At 59.2% G+C, this 21,845-nt stretch carries 15 protein-coding genes; 4 read left to right on the forward strand and 11 right to left on the reverse strand.

Translation table 11 applies throughout. From position 1 onward, the window contains the following. Positions 1-13: 13 nt before the first annotated feature. Together CLM72_RS12855 and CLM72_RS12860 are read right to left on the reverse strand one after the other, a co-directional pair. Positions 14-475: an LEA type 2 family protein gene (locus CLM72_RS12855; RefSeq protein ID WP_003190908.1), complete on the reverse strand. Its 462-nt coding sequence runs from the start codon at positions 473-475 to the stop codon at positions 14-16. A 12-nt stretch (positions 476-487) separates the two neighbouring features. Then, positions 488-1,918: a nucleobase:cation symporter-2 family protein gene (locus CLM72_RS12860; protein ID WP_032901653.1), complete on the reverse strand. Its 1,431-nt coding sequence runs from the start codon at positions 1,916-1,918 to the stop codon at positions 488-490. A 233-nt stretch (positions 1,919-2,151) separates the two neighbouring features. Here CLM72_RS12860 and CLM72_RS12865 point away from each other — a divergent pair, with 233 nt between their 5' ends. After that, positions 2,152-3,777 carry a methyl-accepting chemotaxis protein gene (locus CLM72_RS12865; RefSeq protein ID WP_105226694.1) on the forward strand — a complete coding sequence of 542 codons (1,626 nt, stop codon included), beginning with the start codon at positions 2,152-2,154 and terminating at the stop codon, positions 3,775-3,777. A 652-nt stretch (positions 3,778-4,429) separates the two neighbouring features. On the opposite strand, the gene CLM72_RS12875 is transcribed toward CLM72_RS12865, so the two are convergent. The 5 genes from CLM72_RS12875 to CLM72_RS12895 form a co-directional block, all read right to left on the reverse strand. After that, a complete protein-coding gene (locus CLM72_RS12875; RefSeq protein WP_105226695.1) occupies positions 4,430-5,407 on the reverse strand; it encodes a D-glycerate dehydrogenase in 978 nt (325 codons plus the stop codon). After that, positions 5,404-6,696, reverse strand: coding sequence for an MFS transporter (locus CLM72_RS12880; protein WP_034127684.1), 1,293 nt, complete (start codon positions 6,694-6,696; stop codon positions 5,404-5,406). Before CLM72_RS12880 ends, CLM72_RS12875 begins: the two co-directional genes overlap by 4 nt. 45 nt (positions 6,697-6,741) lie before the next feature. Further along, positions 6,742-7,683, reverse strand: coding sequence for a sugar kinase (locus CLM72_RS12885; RefSeq protein ID WP_105226696.1), 942 nt, complete (start codon positions 7,681-7,683; stop codon positions 6,742-6,744). Beyond that, positions 7,676-8,458, reverse strand: coding sequence for a sugar phosphate isomerase/epimerase (locus tag CLM72_RS12890; protein ID WP_105226697.1), 783 nt, complete (start codon positions 8,456-8,458; stop codon positions 7,676-7,678). The genes CLM72_RS12885 and CLM72_RS12890 overlap by 8 nt, the downstream gene beginning before the upstream one ends. Before the next feature lie 95 nt (positions 8,459-8,553). Continuing rightward, the gene (locus tag CLM72_RS12895; protein ID WP_305888531.1) at positions 8,554-9,633 is read right to left on the reverse strand and encodes a LacI family DNA-binding transcriptional regulator; all 1,080 of its coding nucleotides are present in this window, start codon (positions 9,631-9,633) and stop codon (positions 8,554-8,556) included. Positions 9,634-9,865: 232 nt separating this feature from the next. Here CLM72_RS12895 and CLM72_RS12900 point away from each other — a divergent pair, with 232 nt between their 5' ends. The 3 genes from CLM72_RS12900 to CLM72_RS12910 all read left to right on the forward strand — a co-directional run bounded on the left by CLM72_RS12900 (position 9,866) and on the right by CLM72_RS12910 (position 16,452). Beyond that, positions 9,866-11,812, forward strand: coding sequence for a hypothetical protein (locus CLM72_RS12900; RefSeq protein ID WP_105226698.1), 1,947 nt, complete (start codon positions 9,866-9,868; stop codon positions 11,810-11,812). Positions 11,813-11,981: 169 nt separating this feature from the next. Then, positions 11,982-13,970: a hypothetical protein gene (locus CLM72_RS12905; RefSeq protein ID WP_105226699.1), complete on the forward strand. Its 1,989-nt coding sequence runs from the start codon at positions 11,982-11,984 to the stop codon at positions 13,968-13,970. 211 nt (positions 13,971-14,181) lie between these two features. Then, positions 14,182-16,452: an autotransporter outer membrane beta-barrel domain-containing protein gene (locus CLM72_RS12910; RefSeq protein WP_105226700.1), complete on the forward strand. Its 2,271-nt coding sequence runs from the start codon at positions 14,182-14,184 to the stop codon at positions 16,450-16,452. A gap of 83 nt (positions 16,453-16,535) precedes the next feature. Here the strand turns inward: CLM72_RS12910 and CLM72_RS12915 are convergent, their stop codons facing one another. The 4 genes from CLM72_RS12915 to CLM72_RS12930 form a co-directional block, all read right to left on the reverse strand. Beyond that, the gene (locus tag CLM72_RS12915) at positions 16,536-16,958 is read right to left on the reverse strand and encodes a hypothetical protein (protein ID WP_105226701.1); all 423 of its coding nucleotides are present in this window, start codon (positions 16,956-16,958) and stop codon (positions 16,536-16,538) included. 70 nt (positions 16,959-17,028) lie between these two features. Next, positions 17,029-17,823, reverse strand: a complete 795-nt coding sequence (locus tag CLM72_RS12920; protein ID WP_105226702.1) for a hypothetical protein — start codon at positions 17,821-17,823, stop codon at positions 17,029-17,031. A 113-nt stretch (positions 17,824-17,936) separates the two neighbouring features. Further along, positions 17,937-18,578, reverse strand: coding sequence for a DUF1345 domain-containing protein (locus CLM72_RS12925; protein WP_105226703.1), 642 nt, complete (start codon positions 18,576-18,578; stop codon positions 17,937-17,939). A 168-nt stretch (positions 18,579-18,746) separates the two neighbouring features. Next, the gene (locus CLM72_RS12930) at positions 18,747-21,845 is read right to left on the reverse strand and encodes an efflux RND transporter permease subunit (protein WP_105226704.1); all 3,099 of its coding nucleotides are present in this window, start codon (positions 21,843-21,845) and stop codon (positions 18,747-18,749) included.

Consider the following 21,845-nt stretch of genomic DNA (forward strand, 5'->3'; position numbering starts at 1 on the left):
GGTTTTCAGCCACTTACCAGGTGGCGGTGTTCGGCAAGTCCAGGGTGCCACGCTCTACAAAGCGCATGGTGCCAAACAGGCCTCCCGCCAGTTTGCCGCGCAGCACGTAGGGCAGGTTGTTCAGGCTTTGGGTCTGGCTCAGGCCCAGGGTCTGGCGCAACACCGAAAATGCAGAAACGCTGACCGGCACCATCAGTACGGTTTCAGAAAAGCGTGGGATGCTGCCAGCCTGATCGCTGACGCCAGAAGCGAGTGGCCGGCCATTGACCTCCAGGTCCAGGGCCACGCCGTTGTAGTCGATTGCCGCTTCATTGGGGTTTTGCACCCGCAGCTTCACGGCAAAGCGCACTTCCAGGTCCTGGCTTTGCAGCGGCTCGATACCCACCACATTGATGTTCACCGGGTCGCGGTTGGGGAACAGTGCGCAGGCGCTCAAGGTCAGCAGCAACAGCGATAGAACCATGAGCTTGCGCATAAATAAATGCTCCTACTTTTGGGTGACGTCCGGGTCCTGCATGACCTTGAGGGTAGAGGACTCCGGCTCGAATTCATCTTCTTCCAGCTCTATGAACTCTTCGGGCAGGAAAATGTTCAGCAGGATTGCACAGAATGCGCCCACGGTGATCGGTGATTCGAAGATGTTGTGCAGCGCCTTGGGCAGCTCGCGCAACACTTCCGGCACCGCGGCGACGCCCAGGCCCATGCCTAGGGAAATCGCCACGATCAGCACATTACGCCGATGCAGGCCCGCTTCGGCGAGGATCTTGATCCCGGCCACGGCCACGGTGCCGAACATGATCAGGGTCGCACCGCCGAGTACCGGCTTGGGCATCAGTTGCAACACCGCGCCGATCATCGGAAACAGCCCCAGCAGCACCAGCAGGCCAGCAATGAAGTACGCCACGTAGCGGCTAGCCACGCCGGTCAATTGGATCACGCCGTTGTTCTGGGCAAAGGTCACCATCGGCAGGCTGTTGAAGGTGGCGGCCATCGCGGAGTTGAGGCCGTCGGCCAGCAGGCCGGACTTGATGCGCTTGATATACAGCGGGCCCTTGACCGGTTGCTGGGAAATCATCGAGTTGGCGGTTAGGTCACCGGCGGCTTCAAGGGGCGAAATCAGGAAGATCACCGCCACCGGGATAAACGCCACCCAGTCGAACGAGAAACCGTACTTGAACGGTACCGGCACGCTGATCAGCGGCACCTGGGGTAGGGCGGCCATGTCGACGCGGCCCAGCAGCCACGCCACTACGAAGCCCAGGGTCAGGCCGATCACGATCGAACCCAGGCGCAGGAACGGGTTGTTGAAGCGGTTGAGTACCACGATGGTCAGCAGCACCAAGGCCGCCAGGCCCATGTTGCCTGCGGCGCCCAGGTCGCTGGCGCCATAGCCGCCAGCCATGTCGGTGACTGCCACCTTGATCAGTGACAAGCCCATCAAGGTGATGATGGTGCCGGTCACCACCGGGGTGATCAGTTTGCGCAGTTTGCCGATGAACTGGCTGAGCACCACTTCGATAAACGCCGCGAAAAAGCAGATGCCAAAGATCGTCGAGAGGATTTCATCGGTGCCGCCGCCCCGGGCCTTGACCATGAACCCGGCGCTCAAAATCACGCTGATAAAGGAAAAACTGGTGCCTTGCAGGCACAACAGCCCCGAACCCACCGGCCCGAAAGTGCGCGCCTGCACAAAGGTGCCAAGCCCCGAGACAAACAGCGCCATGCTCACCAGGTACGGCACTTCGCTTTCCAGCCCCAGTACGCCGCCGACGATCAGGGTGGGCGTGATGATGCCGACAAAACTCGCCAACACATGCTGCAACGCGGCAAAAATCGCGGCGGTGAAGTGCGGGCGGTCTTCGAGGCCGTACATGAGGTCGGATTTATAGCGCGGGCGGGGGGCTTGAGCGTCAGACAAAATGATGGCTCGGGTCAGAAAATGGAGGCGCAGAATGCCAGAAAGTGCCAGGCGCCTGAAGTGTAAAAAAATATTTATAAAAACCCTGCGCTAAAGCCGTGGCCCAGCCGATATCAAGCATAGGCCCACACTACAACGACAACAGTGGTGACCAAGGTCTGGGCAGCGCGTTGACGCTGACGGATCGTTTCGCGGCAAGGACGCTCGCAAACACTACTTCTGAGAGCAGCCCTATGTCCCTCCGTCACCTGAATATTGCCCCTCGCGCGTTTATCGGTTTTGCCTTCATTGCGGTTCTAGTGGTGCTGTTGGGCGTGTTTGCGGTCAATCGCATGACGCAGATGCGCCAATCCTCCCAGGACATGAGCGCGAACCAGCTGCCCAGCATGACTCACCTGGGTACCATCACCGAAAACGTGCTGCGCTTGCGCATCCTGTCGTTTCGCGTGCTGGTCAACCGCGAACCTGCCGCCCTGCAGGAAGCCGAGACCCGCATCGGCGTGTTGGCTGACAAGGTCAAGACCGCCCAGGCCAAATACGCCACGCTGCCTGCCGGCCCGGAGGAGGCTGCGCTGTACAAGGCCTTTGGCGTCACCCTGGAGAACTACCTCAAAGCCCAGGCCGAGATGGTGGCATTGTCCAAGCAAGGCAAGGTCGATGAGATGCGCGCCCTGATCAACAGCCGTATCAAGGACGGCACTGACCAGATGGGCGAGCAACTGAACAAGCTGATCGCCATCAATGCGGCCGACGCCAAGCAGGCCGACGAGGATGCCGGGCAAAGCTACGAAGGAGCGATCACCGGTGTGGTGGCGGTCTCCGTGGTGGCGGCATTGCTCACCGTGCTGCTGGTCTGGTTGCTGACCCGCAGCATCGTGACCCCGCTGCGCAAGGCCGTGGAAGTGGCCGAGACCATCGCCGCCGGCAACCTGAGCAAAACCATCGAGGACGATGGCAAGGACGAACCGGCACGGTTGCTCAGTGCGCTGTCGACCATGCAAGCCAGCCTGCGCCAGACTATCCAGCACATCGCGGGTTCGGCCACGCAGCTCGCGTCGGCGGCGGAAGAGTTGAGCGCGGTCACCGAGGAAGCGTCCCGTGGCCTGCAACAGCAGAATAATGAAATCGACCAGGCCGCCACGGCCGTCAATGAGATGACGGCGGCAGTGGAGGAGGTGGCGCGTAACGCGGTTTCCACCTCTGAGGCGTCCGGGCAGTCCAACCAGGCGGCGCGGGAAGGCCGTGATCGGGTGATGGAAACCGTCGGTGCGATCCAGACCATGACCCAGGACGTACAGAATACCTCCGCGATGATTGAAGGCCTGGCCGCACAGGGCCGGGATATCGGCAAGGTGCTGGATGTGATCCGCGCGATTGCCGAGCAAACCAACCTGCTGGCGCTCAACGCAGCGATTGAAGCCGCCCGTGCCGGCGAGGCCGGACGTGGCTTTGCGGTGGTCGCCGATGAAGTGCGCGCCCTGGCCCATCGCACCGCGCAGTCGACCCAGGAAATCGAGAAGATGGTCGCCGGCATCCAGAACGGTACCGGGGAGGCGGTGCAGTCCATGCAGCAGAGCAACCAGCGCAGCCAGAGCACCCTGGAAATGGCACGCGCAGCCGGCGCCTCATTGGAGCAGATCACTGCGTCTATCAGCCTGATCAACGAACGCAACCTGGTGATTGCCAGCGCTTCGGAAGAGCAGGCCCAGGTCTCCCGCGAGGTGGACCGCAACCTGGTCAACATCCGCGACCTGGCCACCCAGTCGGCGGCGGGCGCCAACCAGACCAGCGCGGCCAGCCATGAGCTGTCGAGGTTGGCGGTTGATTTGAATGGGATGGTGGCCAGGTTCGTCGTCTAACTGCTGCCACAACACCCTGTGGGAGCTGGCTTGCCTGCGATAGCAATCTTGCAGTCAGCACATCATGGGTTGGCTTACCGCTATCGCAGCATAGGGATCTACACAACTTGGGCCGGTGCTGGACCTGTGGCGAGGGCGCTTGCTCCCGTGACGGACTGACAGCCGACGCTGATCTAACTGACGCGCCGCAATCCAAATGTGGGAGCTGGCTTGCCTGCGATGGCGGCCTTACAGCCGACCAGGATGTTGGATCTGACCGCGTACATATCCGTTCCTGCGGTAACGGCCACCTATGGTTCCGCTCTTACAGCGGGTCACTTTTGGAAAGGCCCAAAAGTAACCAAAAGGCCTTCGCCCCACCACTCGGCACCTCGCCTAGGCTCGGTGTGCCCGAACGCAGGCTTGAAGTCGTGGGCCGCCGCCACGCGCCATCCATGGCGCGGGGCGGCTAACCCGGCGTCCTGCCGGGTTGCCCACGACTTCAAGCCTGCGTTCGGCCAGCGTGGTTTGACGGGGCGCTTCAGATCAAAAGCCAGATCAAGATCAAGAGCGGCTCGCTTAGCATCGTGGTTACCGTCGATCGCTTCAGAGTTGTGTAGATACCTATGGCTATCGCAGGCAAGCCAGCTTCCACCTTTGCTCTTGTGTTGTGTCAGTGCCGCCATGCCCCTGGATTCACCAGGTTTACCGGCTTTTCGCCAGCCAATGCCGCCAGGAGATTCTCCACCGCACACTTGGCCATCGCCTCCCGCGTCTCATGGGTGGCCGAGCCGATATGCGGCGTGGCTACCACATTGTTCAACCGCAACAACGGCGACGCGTGATCCAGCGGCTCCTTCTCAAACACATCCAACCCCGCCGCTCGGATAGTGCGTTGCTGCAACGCCTGCACCAGTGCCGCCTCGTCCACCACCTTGCCTCGGGAGATATTGATAAAAATCGTCTCCGGCCCCATCAGCGCGAATTCCTCGGCGCCAATCAACTTCTCGGTCTCAGCGGTCAACGGCAGGGTCAGGCAGACAAAATCAGCCTCTTTGAGCAAGTCCTGCAAGCTGCGGTACTGCGCGCCAAAGCGTGCTTCAACCGCCGGCTTGGGCGAGTGGCTGTGGTAGATCACCGGCATGCCGAAGCCAAAATGCCCGCGTTGGGCCAGGGCTTCGCCGATGCGGCCCATGCCGATGATGCCGAGGGTCTTGCCATGTACATCGCTGCCAAAATGCGCCGGGCCGATGTTTTTGTTCCATTGGCCGGCGCGCACCATGTCGGCCAGCTCTACCACGCGCCGGGCGGTGGCCAGGATCAGCGCAAAGCCGGTGTCGGCGGTGGTTTCGGTGAGCACGTCCGGGGTGTTGCTGAGCAGGATGCCGCGTTGGGTCAGGTAATCGATATCGTAGTTGTCGACGCCCACCGAGACGCTGGCCACTGCTTCCAGCTTGGGTGCCAGGTCGAGCAACTGGGCATCCAGGCGCAGGCTTGCACCCAGCAGGCCTTGGGCGGTGGGGAGGGCATCGCGCAGCTTGGCCAGGCCGGTTTCATCCAGAGCGTCAATCAGCGTGACGTCGACCTGCTCGTGCAGGCGAGCCATGAGCGGCGCGGACAGTTTTTTGTACAGCACGACAGACTTTTTCATGAGGTTTTTACCTTCAATTCCAGGGTTGGCGTCGGCGAGCGGTCACTGGCGCCGGGCTTGAGGAAAATCGTCAGCACCACGGAAAGCAGCAGCGCGCCGCTCATCAGCAGGTACGAAGCGCCGGGCGAGCCGGTGCTGCTGTTGAGGTAGCCCACCAGGTACGAGCCACCGAACGAGCCCAGGGCGCCCATGCTATTGATCAGCGCCATGGCGCCACCGGCGACGTTGGCTGGGAGGATTTCCGGGACGATGGCGAAAAACGGGCCGTAGGGTGCATACATGCAGGCCCCGGCGATCACCAGCAGGGTGTAGGACCACCAGAAGTGTTCGGCGCCCAGCACGTAGGACGCGTAGAAGGCAATCGACGCAATCAATAGCGGCGGCCAGACAAAACGCTTACGTTTCTGCAGCTTGTCCGAACCCCAGGACACCACAAGCATGCCAATCACCGCCGCCAGGTAGGGCAGGGCCGAGAGCCAGCCGGCTTCGACCATGTCCATCTGCAAACCGGCCTTGAGGATCGATGGCAACCACAGCACGAAGCCGTACACGCCAATGCTCCAGCAGAAAAACTGCAACGCGAGAATGATCACCTTGGGCGAACGGAATGCCTCGGCGTAGTTTTTCACGGCCTTGATCCCCACCTGCTCGGCGGCGAGGGCGGTTTCCAGGCTGTGCTTTTCGGCGTCGCTCAGCCACTTGGCATCCTTGGGGCGCTCATCGGCCAGCTTCCACCAGATAAACGCCCACAACACCGCCGGCAGGCCCTCGATGATGAACATCCAGCGCCAGCTGAAATGCTGCACCAGGTAGCCCGACACCACCGACATCCACAGCATGGTGACCGGGTTGCCGAGGATCAGGAAAGTGTTGGCCCGTGAGCGTTCGGCACGGGTGAACCAGTGGCACAGGTACACCAGCATGGCCGGCATCACGGCGGCCTCGACCACCCCGAGCATGAAGCGGATGACGATCAGCATGTAGGCGTTGGACACCACGCCAGTCAGCGTCGCCAAGCCGCCCCAGAGGATCAGGCTGACGAAGATCAGTTTCTTGACGCTGCGCTTTTGCGCGTAGATCGCCCCCGGCACCTGGAAGAAAAAGTAGCCAAGGAAAAACAGTGCGCCGAGCAGCGAAGACATGCCTGGCGTGATCATCAGGTCTTCGGCCATGCCGGACGCGGCGGCGAAGCCGTAGTTGGCGCGGTCGAGGTAGGCCAGGCTGTAGGTGATAAACACGATAGGCATGATGTACCACCAGCGACGGGTGGCGAGTTTCACGGTTTCCATGGGGTTGCTCCTGAGCTTGTTGTAGTTGTGGCAACAGGTAATGGGTCACGCAACGGATCGGGTGGGTAATTCAGCGCGGGTCGGCAAACCCTCCATATCGCCACGGCTCTGCACGGCGCGGCTGCCGATCCAGTTACCGCGCTGTACGGCCTCGGGGAAGCTCAAGTTTTCCAGCAGGGCGCTGATCATGCCCACGGCAAAGCCATCGCCGGCGCCCACGGTATCCACGACCTTGACCACCGGTACGGCGGCGACAAAACCCTGGTCCATATGGGTGCGGTAATAGGCGCCCTCGGCGCCGAGCTTGATCGCCACGGCTTCGGCGCCCTTGTCGAGATAGAACGCGGCGATGTCTTGCGGGTCGTCAAAACCGGTCAGCAGACGACCTTCGCCCAGGCCCGGCAGGACCCAGTCGGCCAAAGCGGCCAGCGCATTGATTTCGCGGATCATCTGCGCCTGGCTGGCCCACAGGGACGGGCGCAGGTTCGGGTCGAACGACACACTGCGCCCGGCCTTGCGCATTTGGGTCATCAGCTCGAACGACAGTGCGCGAGTGGCATCGGACAGCGCTGGCGGAATGCCGGTGGCGTGCAGATGGCGGGCTTGCAGCAGTGTCGGATGGATGGCATCGATGGACAGGTGGCTGGCCGCCGAGCCTTTGCGAAAATACTCCACTTGAGGGTCGGCGCCGGCCTCTTCCCGAGACTTGAGTTGAAAGCCGGTGGGGTGCAGTGGGTCGACGGCCACATGGCTGCAATCGAGCCCCTCTTTGCTAAGGGTATCGACCACAAAACGCCCGAGGGAGTCGTTACCCACGCGGCTCAGCCACGCCACGTTGAACCCCAGGCGCGACAGGCCGATGGCGACGTTGCTGTCGGCGCCGGCAATGCGTTTGTGAAACTGCCCGACCTGCGCCAGGTCGCCGGTCTGTTCGGCGACAAACATCGCCATGGTTTCGCCAAACGAGAGGATATCGATCTCAGACATGGGCGTTCTCCACATGGGGTTGGCCAAGGCGGGCCAGGGTCGCGACCTGTTGTGCGGTGACCTCGATCAGGTCATCGCCCTGCAACGGAAATTCCACCGCGCGCGTAATACCTTGAGTCATGTGTTTAAGCAGTTGTTCCCACAGATGCAGGTCGGTGGCGCCCGGTGGCAAGGCGACGAGCTTGCTATCGGCGCGACGGGCCACAGCCTTGCAGTGCAGGTAGTCCACATGCCGGCCCAGCAACCGCGCAGCAGTGAGCGCGGACTGGTCTTGCCACTGCCAGTTACCGATATCGAAGGTCATTTTCACCGGCAGGCCCCGGCGTTCGACTTCGGTAAAAAACCGTTGCATCGGTTCAATGCGCCCGCCGTGCAGGGTCTGGTCGTTTTCCACCAGTAGCTTGACCGGGTGGCGATTGAGCAGGGCGTGCAGGCTTTCCATGTCGTTTGTGTCGGTGAAGTAACCGAGGGACACCTTCAGCCAGCCCGAGCCAAAGGCCTGGGCACGGTCCAGGGTAGCGGCCAGGTCGGCATTGGGCTGGGCACGGCCGGCGACCCAGAGTTCCAGGGGCGAGGAAAACACGCTGTCCAGGCCTTGCGCGGCAGCGGCCTGGGCCAGGGTGGCGGGGTGTTCGTCGGTCAGCAGCTCCTCACGCCATTCAATGCGCTGGGCACCGGCAGCGCAGAGCAGCGCGACAAAACTCAATTGGCCCTGCTGGCGAACCAGGTCGGCGCCGTAGCTGGAAAGGCTGATGGAGACGGGGTATTTATGCATTGTTGTTTACCTCTGAAACCGGTTTCATTTTTATCAACAAGAACACACTGACTGCTTGTGGCGAGGGAGCTTGCTCCCGTTTGACTGCGCAGCAGTCACCGGCTCTTGGCGGCGCTTCGCACCGCAGCGGGAGCAAGCTCCCTCGCCACAGTAAAGCCAGGGTCATAAGGGGGCGTCGAGCCGCGGATAATCAGCTCGGGTAAGAAATCCAGGGTGCGGGTGGGTGCGGTATCGCCGCGCAGGCGCTTGAGCAAACAGTCGAAGGCGCTGGCGCCAATCGCTTGCGTCGGTTGGGCGAGGGCGGTGATGCCGTTGCCCACCAACGGGTACCAGTCCAGGTCATCCAGGGCGATCAAGCCCACCTCGCCGAACAGGTCGCAGCCCAGCGCCTTGAGCACCCGGGTGCAGGCCAGTGCGGCCACGCCGTTGGCGCAAAACACTGCCTTGGGGCCGGGGTTGGCGAGAAAGGCTTGCAGACGCTTTTCCAGGTTGCCATCCAGTTCAACCACGGCGCCTGTCAACGCCGGGCGCTTGGCAATTTCGTGGTTGAAACTCTCCAGGCGTTCCAGGCGTGAGCTGGTGCCGTCGGTGGTCTCGCTTACGAGCAGCACGTCGCGGTAACCCTGCAGCTCCAGGTGTTCCACCGCCATGCGCACCGCCGCCGGGTTATCCAGGCCCACCAGGTCGCTGTGCAGCGGCGCGACCTTGCGGTCCACCAGCACAAGGGGCATTTCCTGTTGCAGCTCCAGCAGTTGGTCGAGGTGATGGCCCAGGGTGTTCACGATCAAGCCTTCGATGTTGTACGAGCGCAGCGCCGCCAGGTGTTGGCGCTCTTGCTCGTCATCACGGTCGGTGTTGCACACCACCAGGCTGTAGCCGTGCTGACGGCAGGCGGTTTCGACGCCGTGCATCACGGCGATGGAATAGGGGTTGCGGATATCGGCCACCAGCATGCCGATCAGGCGCGTGCGGCCACGTTTCAAACCACGGGCCATCTGGTTGGGGCGGTAGCCAAGCTGTTCGATGGCTTGCTCGATGCGCAGCGCGATCGCGTCGGAGAGCAGGGCGCGGTCATCGCCGATAAAACGCGACACGCTGGCTTTGGAAACGCCGGCGCGTTGGGCGACGTCGAGCATGGTGACACGGGTGCGCTGGGCGGCGGAAAAAGGAGTCACGGTCGCGGGCCTTTCTTATTCTGAAGTTGGTTATGGCTGCTTTGAAACCGGTTTCAGGAAACACCAACTCAATCAATGCGTCAAGCGTTGCTCTTCGGCGCGCTCGGGGGCTGTCCGACGAGTGGAGCGATCTACCTGTTAGTTCTGACAGTATCCACCGCGATGAAACAAGCGCCTAATTTGAGCCAGCGAAGCGGATTGATTCAGCCACGTGGAAATCAAGGAGCGCCTAATGATGGGATCAAAAAAAACAGCCAACACATCTGTCAGCGCTACAGGCGCAGGGCAGATGTCCGAACTCAAGGCTGCCGTCGTGGTGGATGCGTTTTCCGATGATCCCAACGGCCTGATCCCTACTGAGTTCCTGTACCACCCGATTAAAATTGAACTCCAGCAGATCTGGCGGTTTCCGGCACAATACGGCGAAACGGACAATGTCCATTTCTCAATCAAACCTCATACGCCGGAACCCGCCTACCCCTTGCCGCCGATTCCCTTGTTAGGCCCCGTTACCGAGGATGATTTCCCGGTAGAACTGTCCATAGGCGGTAATTGGCTGAAGATCAGCGGCTCTTATGACCTCAGTTATTACGTTGACGGGCCGGGCGGTATAGAGCACAGCCCGCATGTCACTGCGTTCACCCTGGATTGGATGCCGCCGGGTGGGATGGCTCCTCTGATGCCGCCTATGTTCATCGATCCGGAGGTCGCCAATAACGGCATCACTGAGGCCTATATCAGTGAACATGAGTTCGTTGAGCTGCGAATTCCGACCTATCTGGATCGCCAGGCGTTTGACGACGGGTTGATTTTTTTGTTGGAGACTGAGGAGTCAAACCCTTTTCTGGCGGCCTATACGCATACCTTTGTCAGCACCACTGAGGCGCTGATAGTCCCTGTGCCTTCCGGGCTGTTTCGCCAACTGCCAAATGGGCCGCGTTTTTTGCGCTACGGTCTTCGCGATCGGGCAGGAAACCAGCAGTCCAATTACTCGGGGGCAACACCGGTCTATATCAACCTGCAAGCGCTCCCCAGTGGACTGCAACCGCCCGAGGTGCTTGCCTATGACTATGACGGCCTGATTGATCGCGCGGATGCCCGCAGTGGCGTAAACGTGAGATTTGGTGCCTATTTCGACTGGAATCCGACCGACGAGGTGGCCGTCAGTTGGAATGGAATCCTTCTGGCCAGGGAGCCGGTTGACGGTTTTCCAAAAGTGGTCCCGGTGAGCTGGTCTGTATTGATCCAGAATGGCTACCTACAGACCCAGGTTCCGGTTCGGTACTTTATTTACCGTGCCGGTGTTGCGACGGCTGTTCCATCGCCGGTACGACGTGTCGACGCTGACTTCCGGGTATTTGGGGTGGACCATGACCAAGCACCGGCTGAATACAATCGGCACTTGGCTAAAGTTGAAATTCGAGGCGCTGTTTCCGATACCGCTAACCACTTGGACTTCAGTGATTCGGACCAGTGTGTCACGGCGACAGTGGCCTTGCCGGAGGGACCTGCTGTCGGTAAGTGGTTGGACTTGTACTGGGGCGACCGAGAAGACCCAGTTGCCTCCTACACTGTTAAGTCCGACGATAAACCAGGGCAATTAGTGACATTTACCGGGGTGCCTTGGGAGATAGTTGCCGAAACACCTAATAATCCAGCTTTTCCGGTTAGTTATCGCACGAGTAATGGCGTGAATGAACAATTGGCGCCAAACCAGTTCGTGAATATTAATATAGTGCCGCCGGTCAGGTTTCCTCGCCCTGAGTTTGCGCATGCCAGCACAACGGGGTGGTTGAATTGCCAGACCGATCCTCCTATCTGGGAGGGGGTTCATGTGCATGTGAATAAACATGCAGCTATTGCAGTCGGCGATGAGCTCCGATTGAAATGGCAAGGCACTTGGGGGTTTGCGGGTGACCGCCCGATCGCTGAAACCTCTGAAGTGTTCAAAGAAGATTGGTTGGATGTTGACGAGAGTCAGGGCTATCACGTTTTTGTGGTGCCTTATATTCCTTATGTTCAGCCCATGAAGAACGAGGCGGGTGCGTATGCCGAGTTCACGGTATGGCGCAACGGAACACGGATTGGCAGTTCGTCTATTCGCTACGTAAAAATCGATCGCCGGTATTCAACCTCGGATCCCGTATTCTGCGGGCCGAACGGCAATGGGCCGGATTAGAAAATCTCCAGCAGTTGGCTGAACTTTTTCTGTGCCTTTGTTGATTGTTTTACAGTGTGCTCAATCTGAACTTGGTTGTAGGTGGCTTGCCGGTGATTTTATGTGAGGCTGGTGTGGTTATCAGTCCGGGAACTTCTTGAGCGCTTTATTACACGCAAGGAGAACTAAGATGGCAATTAACAGTGCAAAAAAAATAACGACACTTGGTTGGGATGATCCCAAATTAGACGCGCCGATATTTTCTCAGGCGCTCAACGGCGTAAGTGGTTTGATCTGGCGGCCTTACCTGGACGAACATGCTGGTTTGCGGGTTGATTGTCCCCTGGGGGGCTTTCCGGAGATTGGCGACGAGATACAGATTGAATACAGCCCAGTTGGGGTTGCTGTATGGACACCACTGGAGCCGATGATTCTCGAAACTGACCCTACTCAGCCGCTCGTCCGGTTGACCATTGATTATAATATTCTGGGGCATGGGGAGTTTGAAGTCAGGTTTAAGGTAAAGCCCGCTTCGGACACTGACTATAAGGACTTCTCCGTTGCAGAGCGCGTCAGGATTGATCTATACGGGCCTTACAAGTCATCGGGTCGTACTGAGGCCCCCGCAAGGATTGTTTTCCCCACCGCGCTTCCTCTGGGGGTCGACATTACCCAAGCTACTCTGGACCTTAATCCGGGAGGTTTTGACTTCGAGATTTCCAGCTACGCGGGTTTTGAAGACGGCGATGGCGTTGCGCAGGTCTGGTTCACTTCTCTGCAGCCACCCGATGATGCTCCGTCCTTGGGCAGCGTCCCCATGGAAAGTGGCGGTGTGGAGTTCAACCTGCCCATTTCGGCGTTTGAAGATTTTGAAGATGGTAATTATTTTGGCTATTACCGATTGATAGATGCTGCTGGGAATCTCAGTGAAATTTCCAGGATCACTACGGGCCGCAGGCTTAAACGCAGTGCCAACCTGGTGTTGGATCCTATTGACCTCGTAGTGCCTCCAGAGAATGAGTTGGTGGATATCGAGGTTTGGAAAGCGGGTGTAAGGTTGGCGATACCCAGCTATGCATGGGAGTCTGGTGATCAATACAGGTTGATTTGGGGGGCGCAATCCTCCGGGTTGTTGCCACTCAATGGCGTATTTCCCTTTGAGTTCACGGCCTCAAGTCAACTGATTCTGGATGAATATGCTACTCAGACAGGCGCGGTGTCGACGCCGATCACTTATGAAATCGTCAGGACAGGGACAGTCAATAAGCCTGATGCTGAGGTATTGGTTGACGTTGATCTGAGTGTTGAAGGGCCGGGCGCACCTACGCCGGGAGACCCGAGTCCAGACCTGGACGCTGTCACTATCGTGGGCCCCGCGTCTACTCCCACGCCAAACTACCTGAATTCCGCCGACATTGATCATGCCAGCCCCATCGAGGCGAATTTTAATCTGTGGGCTGCCGACCCTCAGCCGACAGACGGAATGGTCATTACGCTGTATTGGGGAAGCAAGCTGAACCCGGCAGGTTCGCGTACGGTTGCGCCGGGCGAGGGGGCTGGTGATTCCTTTATGATTGAGGTAGACAAGGACGCGATCGCCGCCGCGGGCAATGGCGATGACATTCCCGTTTTCTACGGTGTCAGTCGTCCTGGCGCGGCCAATAGCAACTTTTCGCCAAGCACGTCCGTTGAAGTGGACGATGCGATTATCCACTCGCTCGATCCCGCAGTGTTTCGCAACACGCTTGCCTGGGCCGTTGACCCCCGTGGCAGGATTACGTGTTCATCCTTGCGGCCTCAAGGCACAGGCACGCCTGAGGGGGAAAAACACATTGAAGTCTGGATTCCACCCAGCGCTGAGTTTTTCGCTGATGGTGTAGAAGTTACATTTGAGTTCGTGGCCTCGACGGGCCTTAATGGGGATGCTCCGATAGAGTCTACTCGAGACACTCGATCACTCACATTGGATAAAAACATGGCGGACAATGGGTTTATCTTCGAGCTTGAACCTTTCGATCCGCACCTTAAGGTCCCGGGGGTTGCGCCGAGCTATAACTCGATTTGGTTCCAGTACTCTCTGGATGTCGCAGGGACGCCGGCCAAATCAGTACCCGCAGTCATTCCCGTCCGAATGTTGACGTCCAACAACTTCTGCGATGGCGATCCTTATACGCCATAGCAGCAGAGCTGCAAGCACCAAGGCGCACGGCGCCTTGGTGTTTTGTTAATACCAATACGCTACTCAATTACTCCGCAATCTTCGGATATATCCTACTTACCACTTCCTCTTGGATCTATAACCTCGCGGCCTCTACAGGTCTGGCTCCACTCCATCGGAACGAGCCATGCCATTGGGTTTAGGCATATTTAGTCAGAGCGAGTGTTACAGCATGTCCATCAAGTATCTTTTTAAACTCTCACCGTTAAGTGCGGCCGTCAAAGTGTCGTCGCTGGGCCTGCTGCTGGGGGTTGCGGTACAGGCCCAGGCAAGCCAGCAGGTTGTGGCGCCTGGCGAGTCCAAAGTGATTGAAGCTGGCGAACCGGTAACAAACTGGGCGCTGCAAGCCGGCTCCAGCCTGACGGTCAATGGTGCCACCGCCGGCTCAATCCTCGGACTCGGTGCTCAGTTGACCGTGAACAGCGGTAGCAATATTGAACGCATTGTTGCCCAGGAAGGGTCCAAGGTGGCCATCAACAACGCAACCGTTAAAACCGAGAGGGCAGGCGTTGCGGCAATGGAGCTGACCAATGGCACTGCGACGATCTCCGATAGCCACCTGGAAAGCACCCGATCGACCGGCCTGCTGCTCAACCGCTACGTCTCGACACCGGGTGGCTCGCGTGCCGATGTCAGCAACAGCACCATAAAAGGTGCGCAATCGGGTGTGACTGCTTCCCAACACAGCGAGCTGTTTCTGGATAACTCACTGGTGCAAGGGACTGCCGCCAACAGTACCGGTGTTCTTTTGCAAGGGGGTTCGGCTTTTGCCCAGAACAACAGCATGCTGGTTGGTGAACTCAATGGCGTTCGCTTTAACCGTGGATCAAGCACTACCCAGGATGGCTCGCTGGTGCTGGATCGCTCGACGGTCGAAGGCAAGACAGGCGCTGCGATCCTGGTCGCTGGTGCACCTGGGCGGGTGCCGACGGCCAATATAGAGGTAAACAACGGTTCGCAACTGATTGGTGGCAACGGCAACTTGCTCGAAGTCACCGGCACGGCCACGGCCAATATGCGTGTCAATAACAGCCACTTGACTGGCAATGTGATCGTCGAGGCCGGCAGCACCGCCAACTTGAATTTGCAGAACCATGCATCGCTGACGGGCGCCCTGATGAACGTCAGCAGCTTGAGCATAGGCGATGGCTCGTTGTGGAATTTGACTGGCAATAGCCTGGTGGGCGACCTGGACCTCGCCGGTGGTACCGTCAAGTTTGGTGAAACCAATGAGTTCTACCAGTTGAACCTGGACACGCTCAGCGGCAACGGTACTTTTGTGATGGGGGCCGATTTCGCCGCAGGCTTGAACGACTTTCTGAATATCGCGGGGGACGCCACTGGCCAACATAGCCTGTTGGTGGCCAGCACGGGGCTCGAACCCGTGTCGCCAGGCGACGTACAGATCGTGCACACCGGCGGCGGCGACGCGCAGTTCTCCCTGGTGGGAGGGGCTGTGGATGTCGGTGCCTGGTCTTACGGGCTCAAACAGGAGGGGAATGACTGGTTCCTTGACCCCAATGCCCGCACCATCAGCCCGGGCACGCGCTCGGTACTGGCGCTGTTCAACACTGCGCCGACCGTATGGTACGGCGAGATGAGCTCGTTGCGCAGTCGCATGGGCGAGCTGCGTCACAACGACGCAATGGCCGGTGGCTGGATCCGCAGTTATGGCAACAAATATTCGGTAGCGGATGCCAATGGCGTGGGTGTCAAACAGACTCAGCGTGGGTTCTCCCTGGGTGTGGATACGCCGCTCAGTGAAGACAGCCAATGGTTAATCGGTGTAATGGCAGGGCACAGTGACTCGGACCTGGATTTGGGCCGGGGTACTTCAGGCGCCGTAAAAAGCTACTACGCTGGCCTGTATGCGACGTGGATGAACGCCGACAGCGGTTACTACTTTGACGGCGTCGTCAAAGCCAACCGCTTCGAAAACGATGCCAAGGTTGCCATGAGCGATGGTGTTCAGGCCAAGGGCAAGTACGGAACCAATGGTCTGGGAGCATCGGCGGAGGTGGGCCGTAATATAAAACTGGACAATGAGTTCTTTGTCGAACCGTTTGCACAGGCGTCGACAGTGGTGGTCAAAGGTAAGAAATACGGCTTGGACAACGGGCTGCAGGCCAAAGGTGAAAACACCCATTCGGTGCTGGGCAAACTCGGCGTGACGGTGGGGCGCGATTTCATCATGAACGATGGCAGCATCGTCCAGCCCTACCTGCGCACGGCCGTGGCCCATGAGTTTGCCAAGAACAACAAGGCGTCGGTCAACGGACATGTGTTCAATAACGACTTGTCGGGTTCGCGTGCCGAGTTCGGCGCGGGTGTGTCGGTCGCGGTATCGCAGAACTTGCAGTTGCACGCTGATTTCGAACACAGCAAAGGCAAGCACGTTGACCAGCCATGGGGGGCAAACGTAGGTCTGCGTTACAGCTGGTAAGTAGTAGTGGGAACCCCAAAAAAGGAAGCTTCGGCTTCCTTTTTTGGGTTTATAGCAAACGCTGGGTCATGAGTGCCTGAGTTTCAACTCAGGTCGAACAAGGCCGTGATGGTGGACACCGGGTTGCCGTCGTCACGGGTGAGGATGTGTTGCAATGCGCCAGCAACATGGGTGTTCGCGGGATCTACAGTGGTCAAATCAATGAGGCCGCTGGCACCATATCTCAGGATGGGGTCCAACAAACTGTTCGTCGAATACGTCAGTCTGATGTCGTCCAGATGCTCCTCCAACTTGTAGATGCGTTTTTCAAAAGAGGCAGGAAACACGAGTTGGATTTGATGTTTGACTAAATCGTCGTCTACCTTGCTGGCGGTAAGGGTCCATCGGTCTTCGTTCTTTTTTATGTCAAACACCTTGGCAGTGAAGTCTGCCCCATCAATTTCGCCTTTGAAATACCGGTTGGCAATCCTTGGTTTTTGTTTGCGAATCAACTGAACGACTGACATAGGTGCATCTCCTCTGCGTAGTTTCGCGACTCCGCGTCAAGGTAGGAGGCGCTTGGGTGTACTGGAAGGATCAGGCTTTGCGTTTCAACGAAACATCATCAAAAAAAACTGCGCCATCTATACCGATCAGGACGATCGTGACGGCCGTAGTGGCGGGCGGCATTGCCAGGTCTGCCGTGTAGGTTGTCCAGGCAGCCGCGCCTACACGGATTTCCGGGAATGTCCCCGTAGGGGTCACCTGGAATCGGGCAAAACCGTGCCCGCCGAATTCACTTCGGGAACGAAACGAAAATTCGTAAGTGATTCCCCCGGTCACGGCGATGGTCTGGCCGGCCTGGCCTTGTAAAGTTGCCTGAAACGTATCCCCGTCAAAGTGCCTGCCTGAACCGATCGGTGAGCCTGACGTATCCCAATGGTCGCTGTTTGCAGAAAAATCTCCATTGAGTACCAGCTCGGGCCGAGGTGGAGTGCTCGTATCCTGAGTCAGGTTCAGTTCGTCGACACACACTTCGCCAGCTATCCCCGTGATTGCCACGGTCATGAGGGTTGTTGCAGGCGGGGTGGTGATGCGGATCTCTTGTTTTCTCCACAGATGAAAGTCGTTGAGTGCGATTCGCACGTCGGCACCGGGAATATCGGGCTGGATCAGAAGCTCTCCCTTGCCCTGGTACAAGACCTGGCTCCAGAATTTCAACAGGTAGGTGGTTTCCGCCGTGGCATTGATGGCTTGAGAGGCCTGCCCGTTGAGTACCCGGCAATATTGGCGCGAGTAGTCCACGGTGTCTTGGGTGGTCCATTCGGCGCCATATTTGCTAAAGCTGCCGTTGCCCAACAGATTGTTGATCAATGTGCCTTGCCCACCCATGTTCTTGCTCCGCTAGCCTTCTGAGTGTGCCTATTGCGCGCTACAACTAGGCGCTTGGCAACTGTCAGAACTAACAGGTATTGACCTCCATTCGTCGGATCTTATCGGTAGGCTCAACCAAACAACCCGGCCGCAATATTGATCGAGAACCCCAGGATCGCGGTATTGAACAGAAACCGGATCAACGATTGCCCCAGCACCACTTTACGCAAGCTACGGGTGGCGACACCCACGTCCGAGGTCTGCACGGCCACGCCGATGGTGAAGGAGAAATACAGGAAGTCCCAATAATTGGGGGTGAGCAAGCCCTCGGCAAAGCGCAGCGCCGGCTCCTTGCCTTGCCAGGTGTAATAGAGCCTGGCGTAGTGCACGCTGAAAATCACCCCGATCAGCAGCCAGGAGCCGATCACTGTCAGCCCGGTAAAAGCGTAATGCAGCAGACGTTCGGAAGTGGCCAGGTCCTTGCTGCCCACCAGTTCGAAGGTGATGGTGGCCAGGCTGGCGATGGCGGCGATGCACACCATGAACAGCACCAGGCCGGCGTTCTCGTCTTCGACTTCGGCGATGCGCTTGACGTCTTCGGCCTTGGCGCGAATGGTCAACCAGAGCATCAGTATCAGGTAGGTCCAGACCCCGGCGTTCCAGCCGATCAGGATCTTGCTGGCAAGGGTGTCGGCCGGCACCAGGAGGCCGACCGCAAGGCCCAGTACGGCGGCGGATGAGAGGCGAGGGTGGGTGCGGGCGAGGAAGGGCATGGTGGCTCACAGATAACTATTTGTGAGCACCATAGCTTATTCGGGTGTACCTGATCATGAATGCAATCAATAACCCTGTGGGAGCTGGCTTGCCTGCGATAGCGCTGGTTCAGGCAACACTTATGTCGCCTGTGCCGCTGTCATCGCAGGCAAGCCAGCTCCCACTGATCAGTCTGGTTTATGGCGCTTGCGCACCAGCTTCATCACCACCACGAAGAATACCGGCACAAACACCACCGCCAATGTCGCCGTGATCATTCCGCCAATCACACCGGTGCCAATCGCCTGCTGGCTGGCCGAGCTGGCCCCCGTAGCAATCGCCAACGGCACCACGCCGAGGATGAATGCCAGGGACGTCATGATGATCGGCCGCAGTCGCAACCGTGCCGCTTTCAAGGTGGCGTCGATCAAATCCTCGCCCTGGTCATACAGGTCCTTGGCGAACTCGATAATCAAGATCGCGTTCTTCGCCGACAGGCCAATGATGGTGATCAAGCCGACCTTGAAGAACACGTCGTTGGGCATCCCGCGCAAGCTCACGGCCAACACCGCACCCAGTACCCCCAGCGGCACCACCAGCAACACCGAGGTGGGAATCGACCAGCTTTCATACAGCGCGGCCAGGCACAGGAACACGATCAGCAGCGACAGGCCCAACAGCAGCGGTGCCTGAGAGCCGGACAAGCGCTCCTGCAACGACAAACCCGTCCATTCCTGGCCCAGCCCTGCAGGCAACTGGCTGACCAGCCGCTGGATTTCGCTCATGGCCTCACCGGTGCTGTGCCCCGGCGCGGCTTCGCCGCTGATGGCGATGGCCGGGTAGCCGTTGTAACGGGTCAACTGCGTGGGGCCCTGGGTCCACTTGGCTTCGACGAAGGCTGACAGCGGCACCATCTTCCCGGCGTTGTTGCGCACGTGGATTTTCATCAGGTCGGCCACCTGGCTGCGCTGGTCGCCTTCGGCTTGCACCACCACGCGCTGCATACGGCCCTGGTTGGGGAAGTCGTTGATATACGCCGAGCCTATCGCCGACGACAGCACGTTGCCTACGTCGGCAAACGACACACCCAGGGCGTTGGCCTGCTTGCGGTCCACTTCCAGCTGCACTTGTGGTGCTTCAGCCAAGGCGCTTTCACGCACGTTGGCCAGGATCGGGCTTTTCGCTGCAGCGTCCAGCAATTCGGTACGTGCGGCCATCAACCCGGCGTGGCCGACGCCACCGCGGTCCTGCAAACGGAACTCGAAACCACTGGAAGTGCCCAGGCCGTCTACCGGTGGCGGCAGGACTGCATAGGCAATCGCGTCCTTGAGTTCGCTGAAGGCCATGTTGGCGCGATCGGCAATCGAGGAAGCGGAGTCATCGCTGCCACGCTCTGACCAATCCTTGAGCGTGGTAAACGCCAGCGCGGCGTTTTGCCCGGAACCGGAGAAGCTGAAGCCCATGATCATGGTGGTATCACCCACCCCAGGCTCGCCTGCGTTATGCGCCTCGATCTGTTCGGCCACTTGCACCGTACGGTTCTTGCTGGCGCCCGGCGGCAACTGGATATCAGTGATGGTGTAGCCCTGGTCTTCCACCGGCAGGAACGAGGAGGGCAGGCGGCTGAACAACAGGCCCATGCCCACCAGTAATACCAGGTAGATCAGCAGGTAGCGGCCGCTGCGCTTGAGGGCATAGGCCACCCAACCTTCGTAACGGTTGGTGAGTTGGTCAAAGCGCTGGTTGAACCAGCCGAAGAAACCACCCTTGGCATGGTGCTCGCCCTTGGCAATCGGCTTGAGCAGCGTGGCGCACAGTGCCGGGGTCAAGGTCAGGGCCAGGAAAGCGGAGAACAGGATCGAGGTGGCCATCGACAGTGAGAACTGCTGGTAGATCACGCCCACCGAACCCGGCATGAAGGCCATCGGCAGGAACACTGCCACCAGCACCAGGGTGATACCGATGATGGCCCCGGTGATCTGGCCCATGGCTTTCTTCGTCGCCTCTTTGGGCGACAGGCCTTCGGTGGCCATGATGCGCTCGACGTTTTCCACCACCACGATGGCATCGTCCACCAGGATGCCGATAGCCAATACCATGCCGAACATGGTCAGCACGTTGATCGAGAAGCCCAGCAGCAACATGGTGGCGAAGGTGCCCATCAGCGCGATCGGCACCACCAGCGTGGGAATCAAGGTGTAGCGCACGTTCTGCAGGAACAGGAACATCACCGCGAACACCAGCGCCATCGCCTCCAGCAAGGTGTAGACCACCTTGGTGATCGAGACTTTGACAAAGGGCGAAGTGTCGTAGGGAATCTTGTATTCCACATTGGCAGGGAAGTAGCGCGACAACTCGTCCATTTTCGCCCGCACCAGCGTTGCGGTGCTCAAGGCATTAGCGCCGGGCGACAGTTGCACGCTGACGGCGGTAGACGGCTTGCCGTTCAGGCGGGTGGAGAACTGGTATTCCTGGCTACCGACTTCCACCCGTGCCACATCGCCGATGCGCACGGTGGAGCCATCGGGGTTAGCCTTGAGCACGATGTCGGCAAACTCCGCCGGGGTGGACAGTTGCCCCTTGACCAGCACCGCCGCGGTGATCTCCTGGGTGTGGGTGCCCGGCAAGTCACCGATGCTGCCCGCTGAAACCTGGGCGTTCTGGGCACTGATCGCGGCGTTGACGTCGGCCGGCGTGAGGTTGAAACCGATCAGCTTCTGCGGGTCGATCCAGATACGCATCGCTCGCTCGGCGCCATACAACTGGGCCTTGCCGACCCCGTCCAGGCGCTTGAGCTCGTTCATCACGTTGCGCGCCAGGTAATCACTGAGCGCCACGTCGTCAAGCTTGCCGTCGTTGGACGTCAATGTGACCAACAGCAGGAAACCGGCGGAGACTTTTTCCACCTGCAAGCCTTGCTGTGTCACGGCCTGGGGCAGGCGCGGCTCGACGACCTTGAGGCGGTTCTGCACATCCACCTGGGCCATTTCCGGGTCGGTGCCCGGCTGGAACGTGGCGGTGATCGTCGCCGAACCCAGGCTGCTCTGGGATTCGAAATACAGCAGGTGATCGGCGCCGTTGAGCTCTTGCTCGATCAGGCTGACCACGCTCTCATCCAGGGTCTGGGCCGAGGCACCGGGATACACCGCGTAGATTTCCACCTTGGGTGGCGCGACGTTGGGGTACTGCGCCACCGGCAATTGCGGGATCGCCAGGAAGCCCGCCAGCAGGATAAACAGGGCCACCACCCAGGCGAAGATCGGGCGGTCAATAAAGAACTGCGGCAT

Source organism: Pseudomonas sp. MYb193 (genome assembly GCF_002966775.1).
GTDB lineage: Bacteria > Pseudomonadota > Gammaproteobacteria > Pseudomonadales > Pseudomonadaceae > Aquipseudomonas > Aquipseudomonas paracarnis.

Bases quoted from the DNA above. Each gene is read 5' to 3' on its own strand.
- CLM72_RS12885 (WP_105226696.1), bottom strand. From the start codon at position 7,683: ATGTCTGAGATCGATATCCTCTCGTTTGGCGAAACCATGGCGATGTTT.
- CLM72_RS12880 (WP_034127684.1), bottom strand. From the start codon at position 6,696: ATGGAAACCGTGAAACTCGCCACCCGTCGCTGGTGGTACATCATGCCT.
- CLM72_RS12865 (WP_105226694.1), top strand. From the start codon at position 2,152: ATGTCCCTCCGTCACCTGAATATTGCCCCTCGCGCGTTTATCGGTTTT.
- CLM72_RS12915 (WP_105226701.1), bottom strand. From the start codon at position 16,958: ATGTCAGTCGTTCAGTTGATTCGCAAACAAAAACCAAGGATTGCCAAC.
- CLM72_RS12855 (WP_003190908.1), bottom strand. From the start codon at position 475: ATGCGCAAGCTCATGGTTCTATCGCTGTTGCTGCTGACCTTGAGCGCC.
- CLM72_RS12920 (WP_105226702.1), bottom strand. From the start codon at position 17,823: ATGGGTGGGCAAGGCACATTGATCAACAATCTGTTGGGCAACGGCAGC.
- CLM72_RS12925 (WP_105226703.1), bottom strand. From the start codon at position 18,578: ATGCCCTTCCTCGCCCGCACCCACCCTCGCCTCTCATCCGCCGCCGTA.
- CLM72_RS12930 (WP_105226704.1), bottom strand. From the start codon at position 21,845: ATGCCGCAGTTCTTTATTGACCGCCCGATCTTCGCCTGGGTGGTGGCC.
- CLM72_RS12905 (WP_105226699.1), top strand. From the start codon at position 11,982: ATGGCAATTAACAGTGCAAAAAAAATAACGACACTTGGTTGGGATGAT.
- CLM72_RS12900 (WP_105226698.1), top strand. From the start codon at position 9,866: ATGATGGGATCAAAAAAAACAGCCAACACATCTGTCAGCGCTACAGGC.
- CLM72_RS12910 (WP_105226700.1), top strand. From the start codon at position 14,182: ATGTCCATCAAGTATCTTTTTAAACTCTCACCGTTAAGTGCGGCCGTC.
- CLM72_RS12890 (WP_105226697.1), bottom strand. From the start codon at position 8,458: ATGCATAAATACCCCGTCTCCATCAGCCTTTCCAGCTACGGCGCCGAC.
- CLM72_RS12875 (WP_105226695.1), bottom strand. From the start codon at position 5,407: ATGAAAAAGTCTGTCGTGCTGTACAAAAAACTGTCCGCGCCGCTCATG.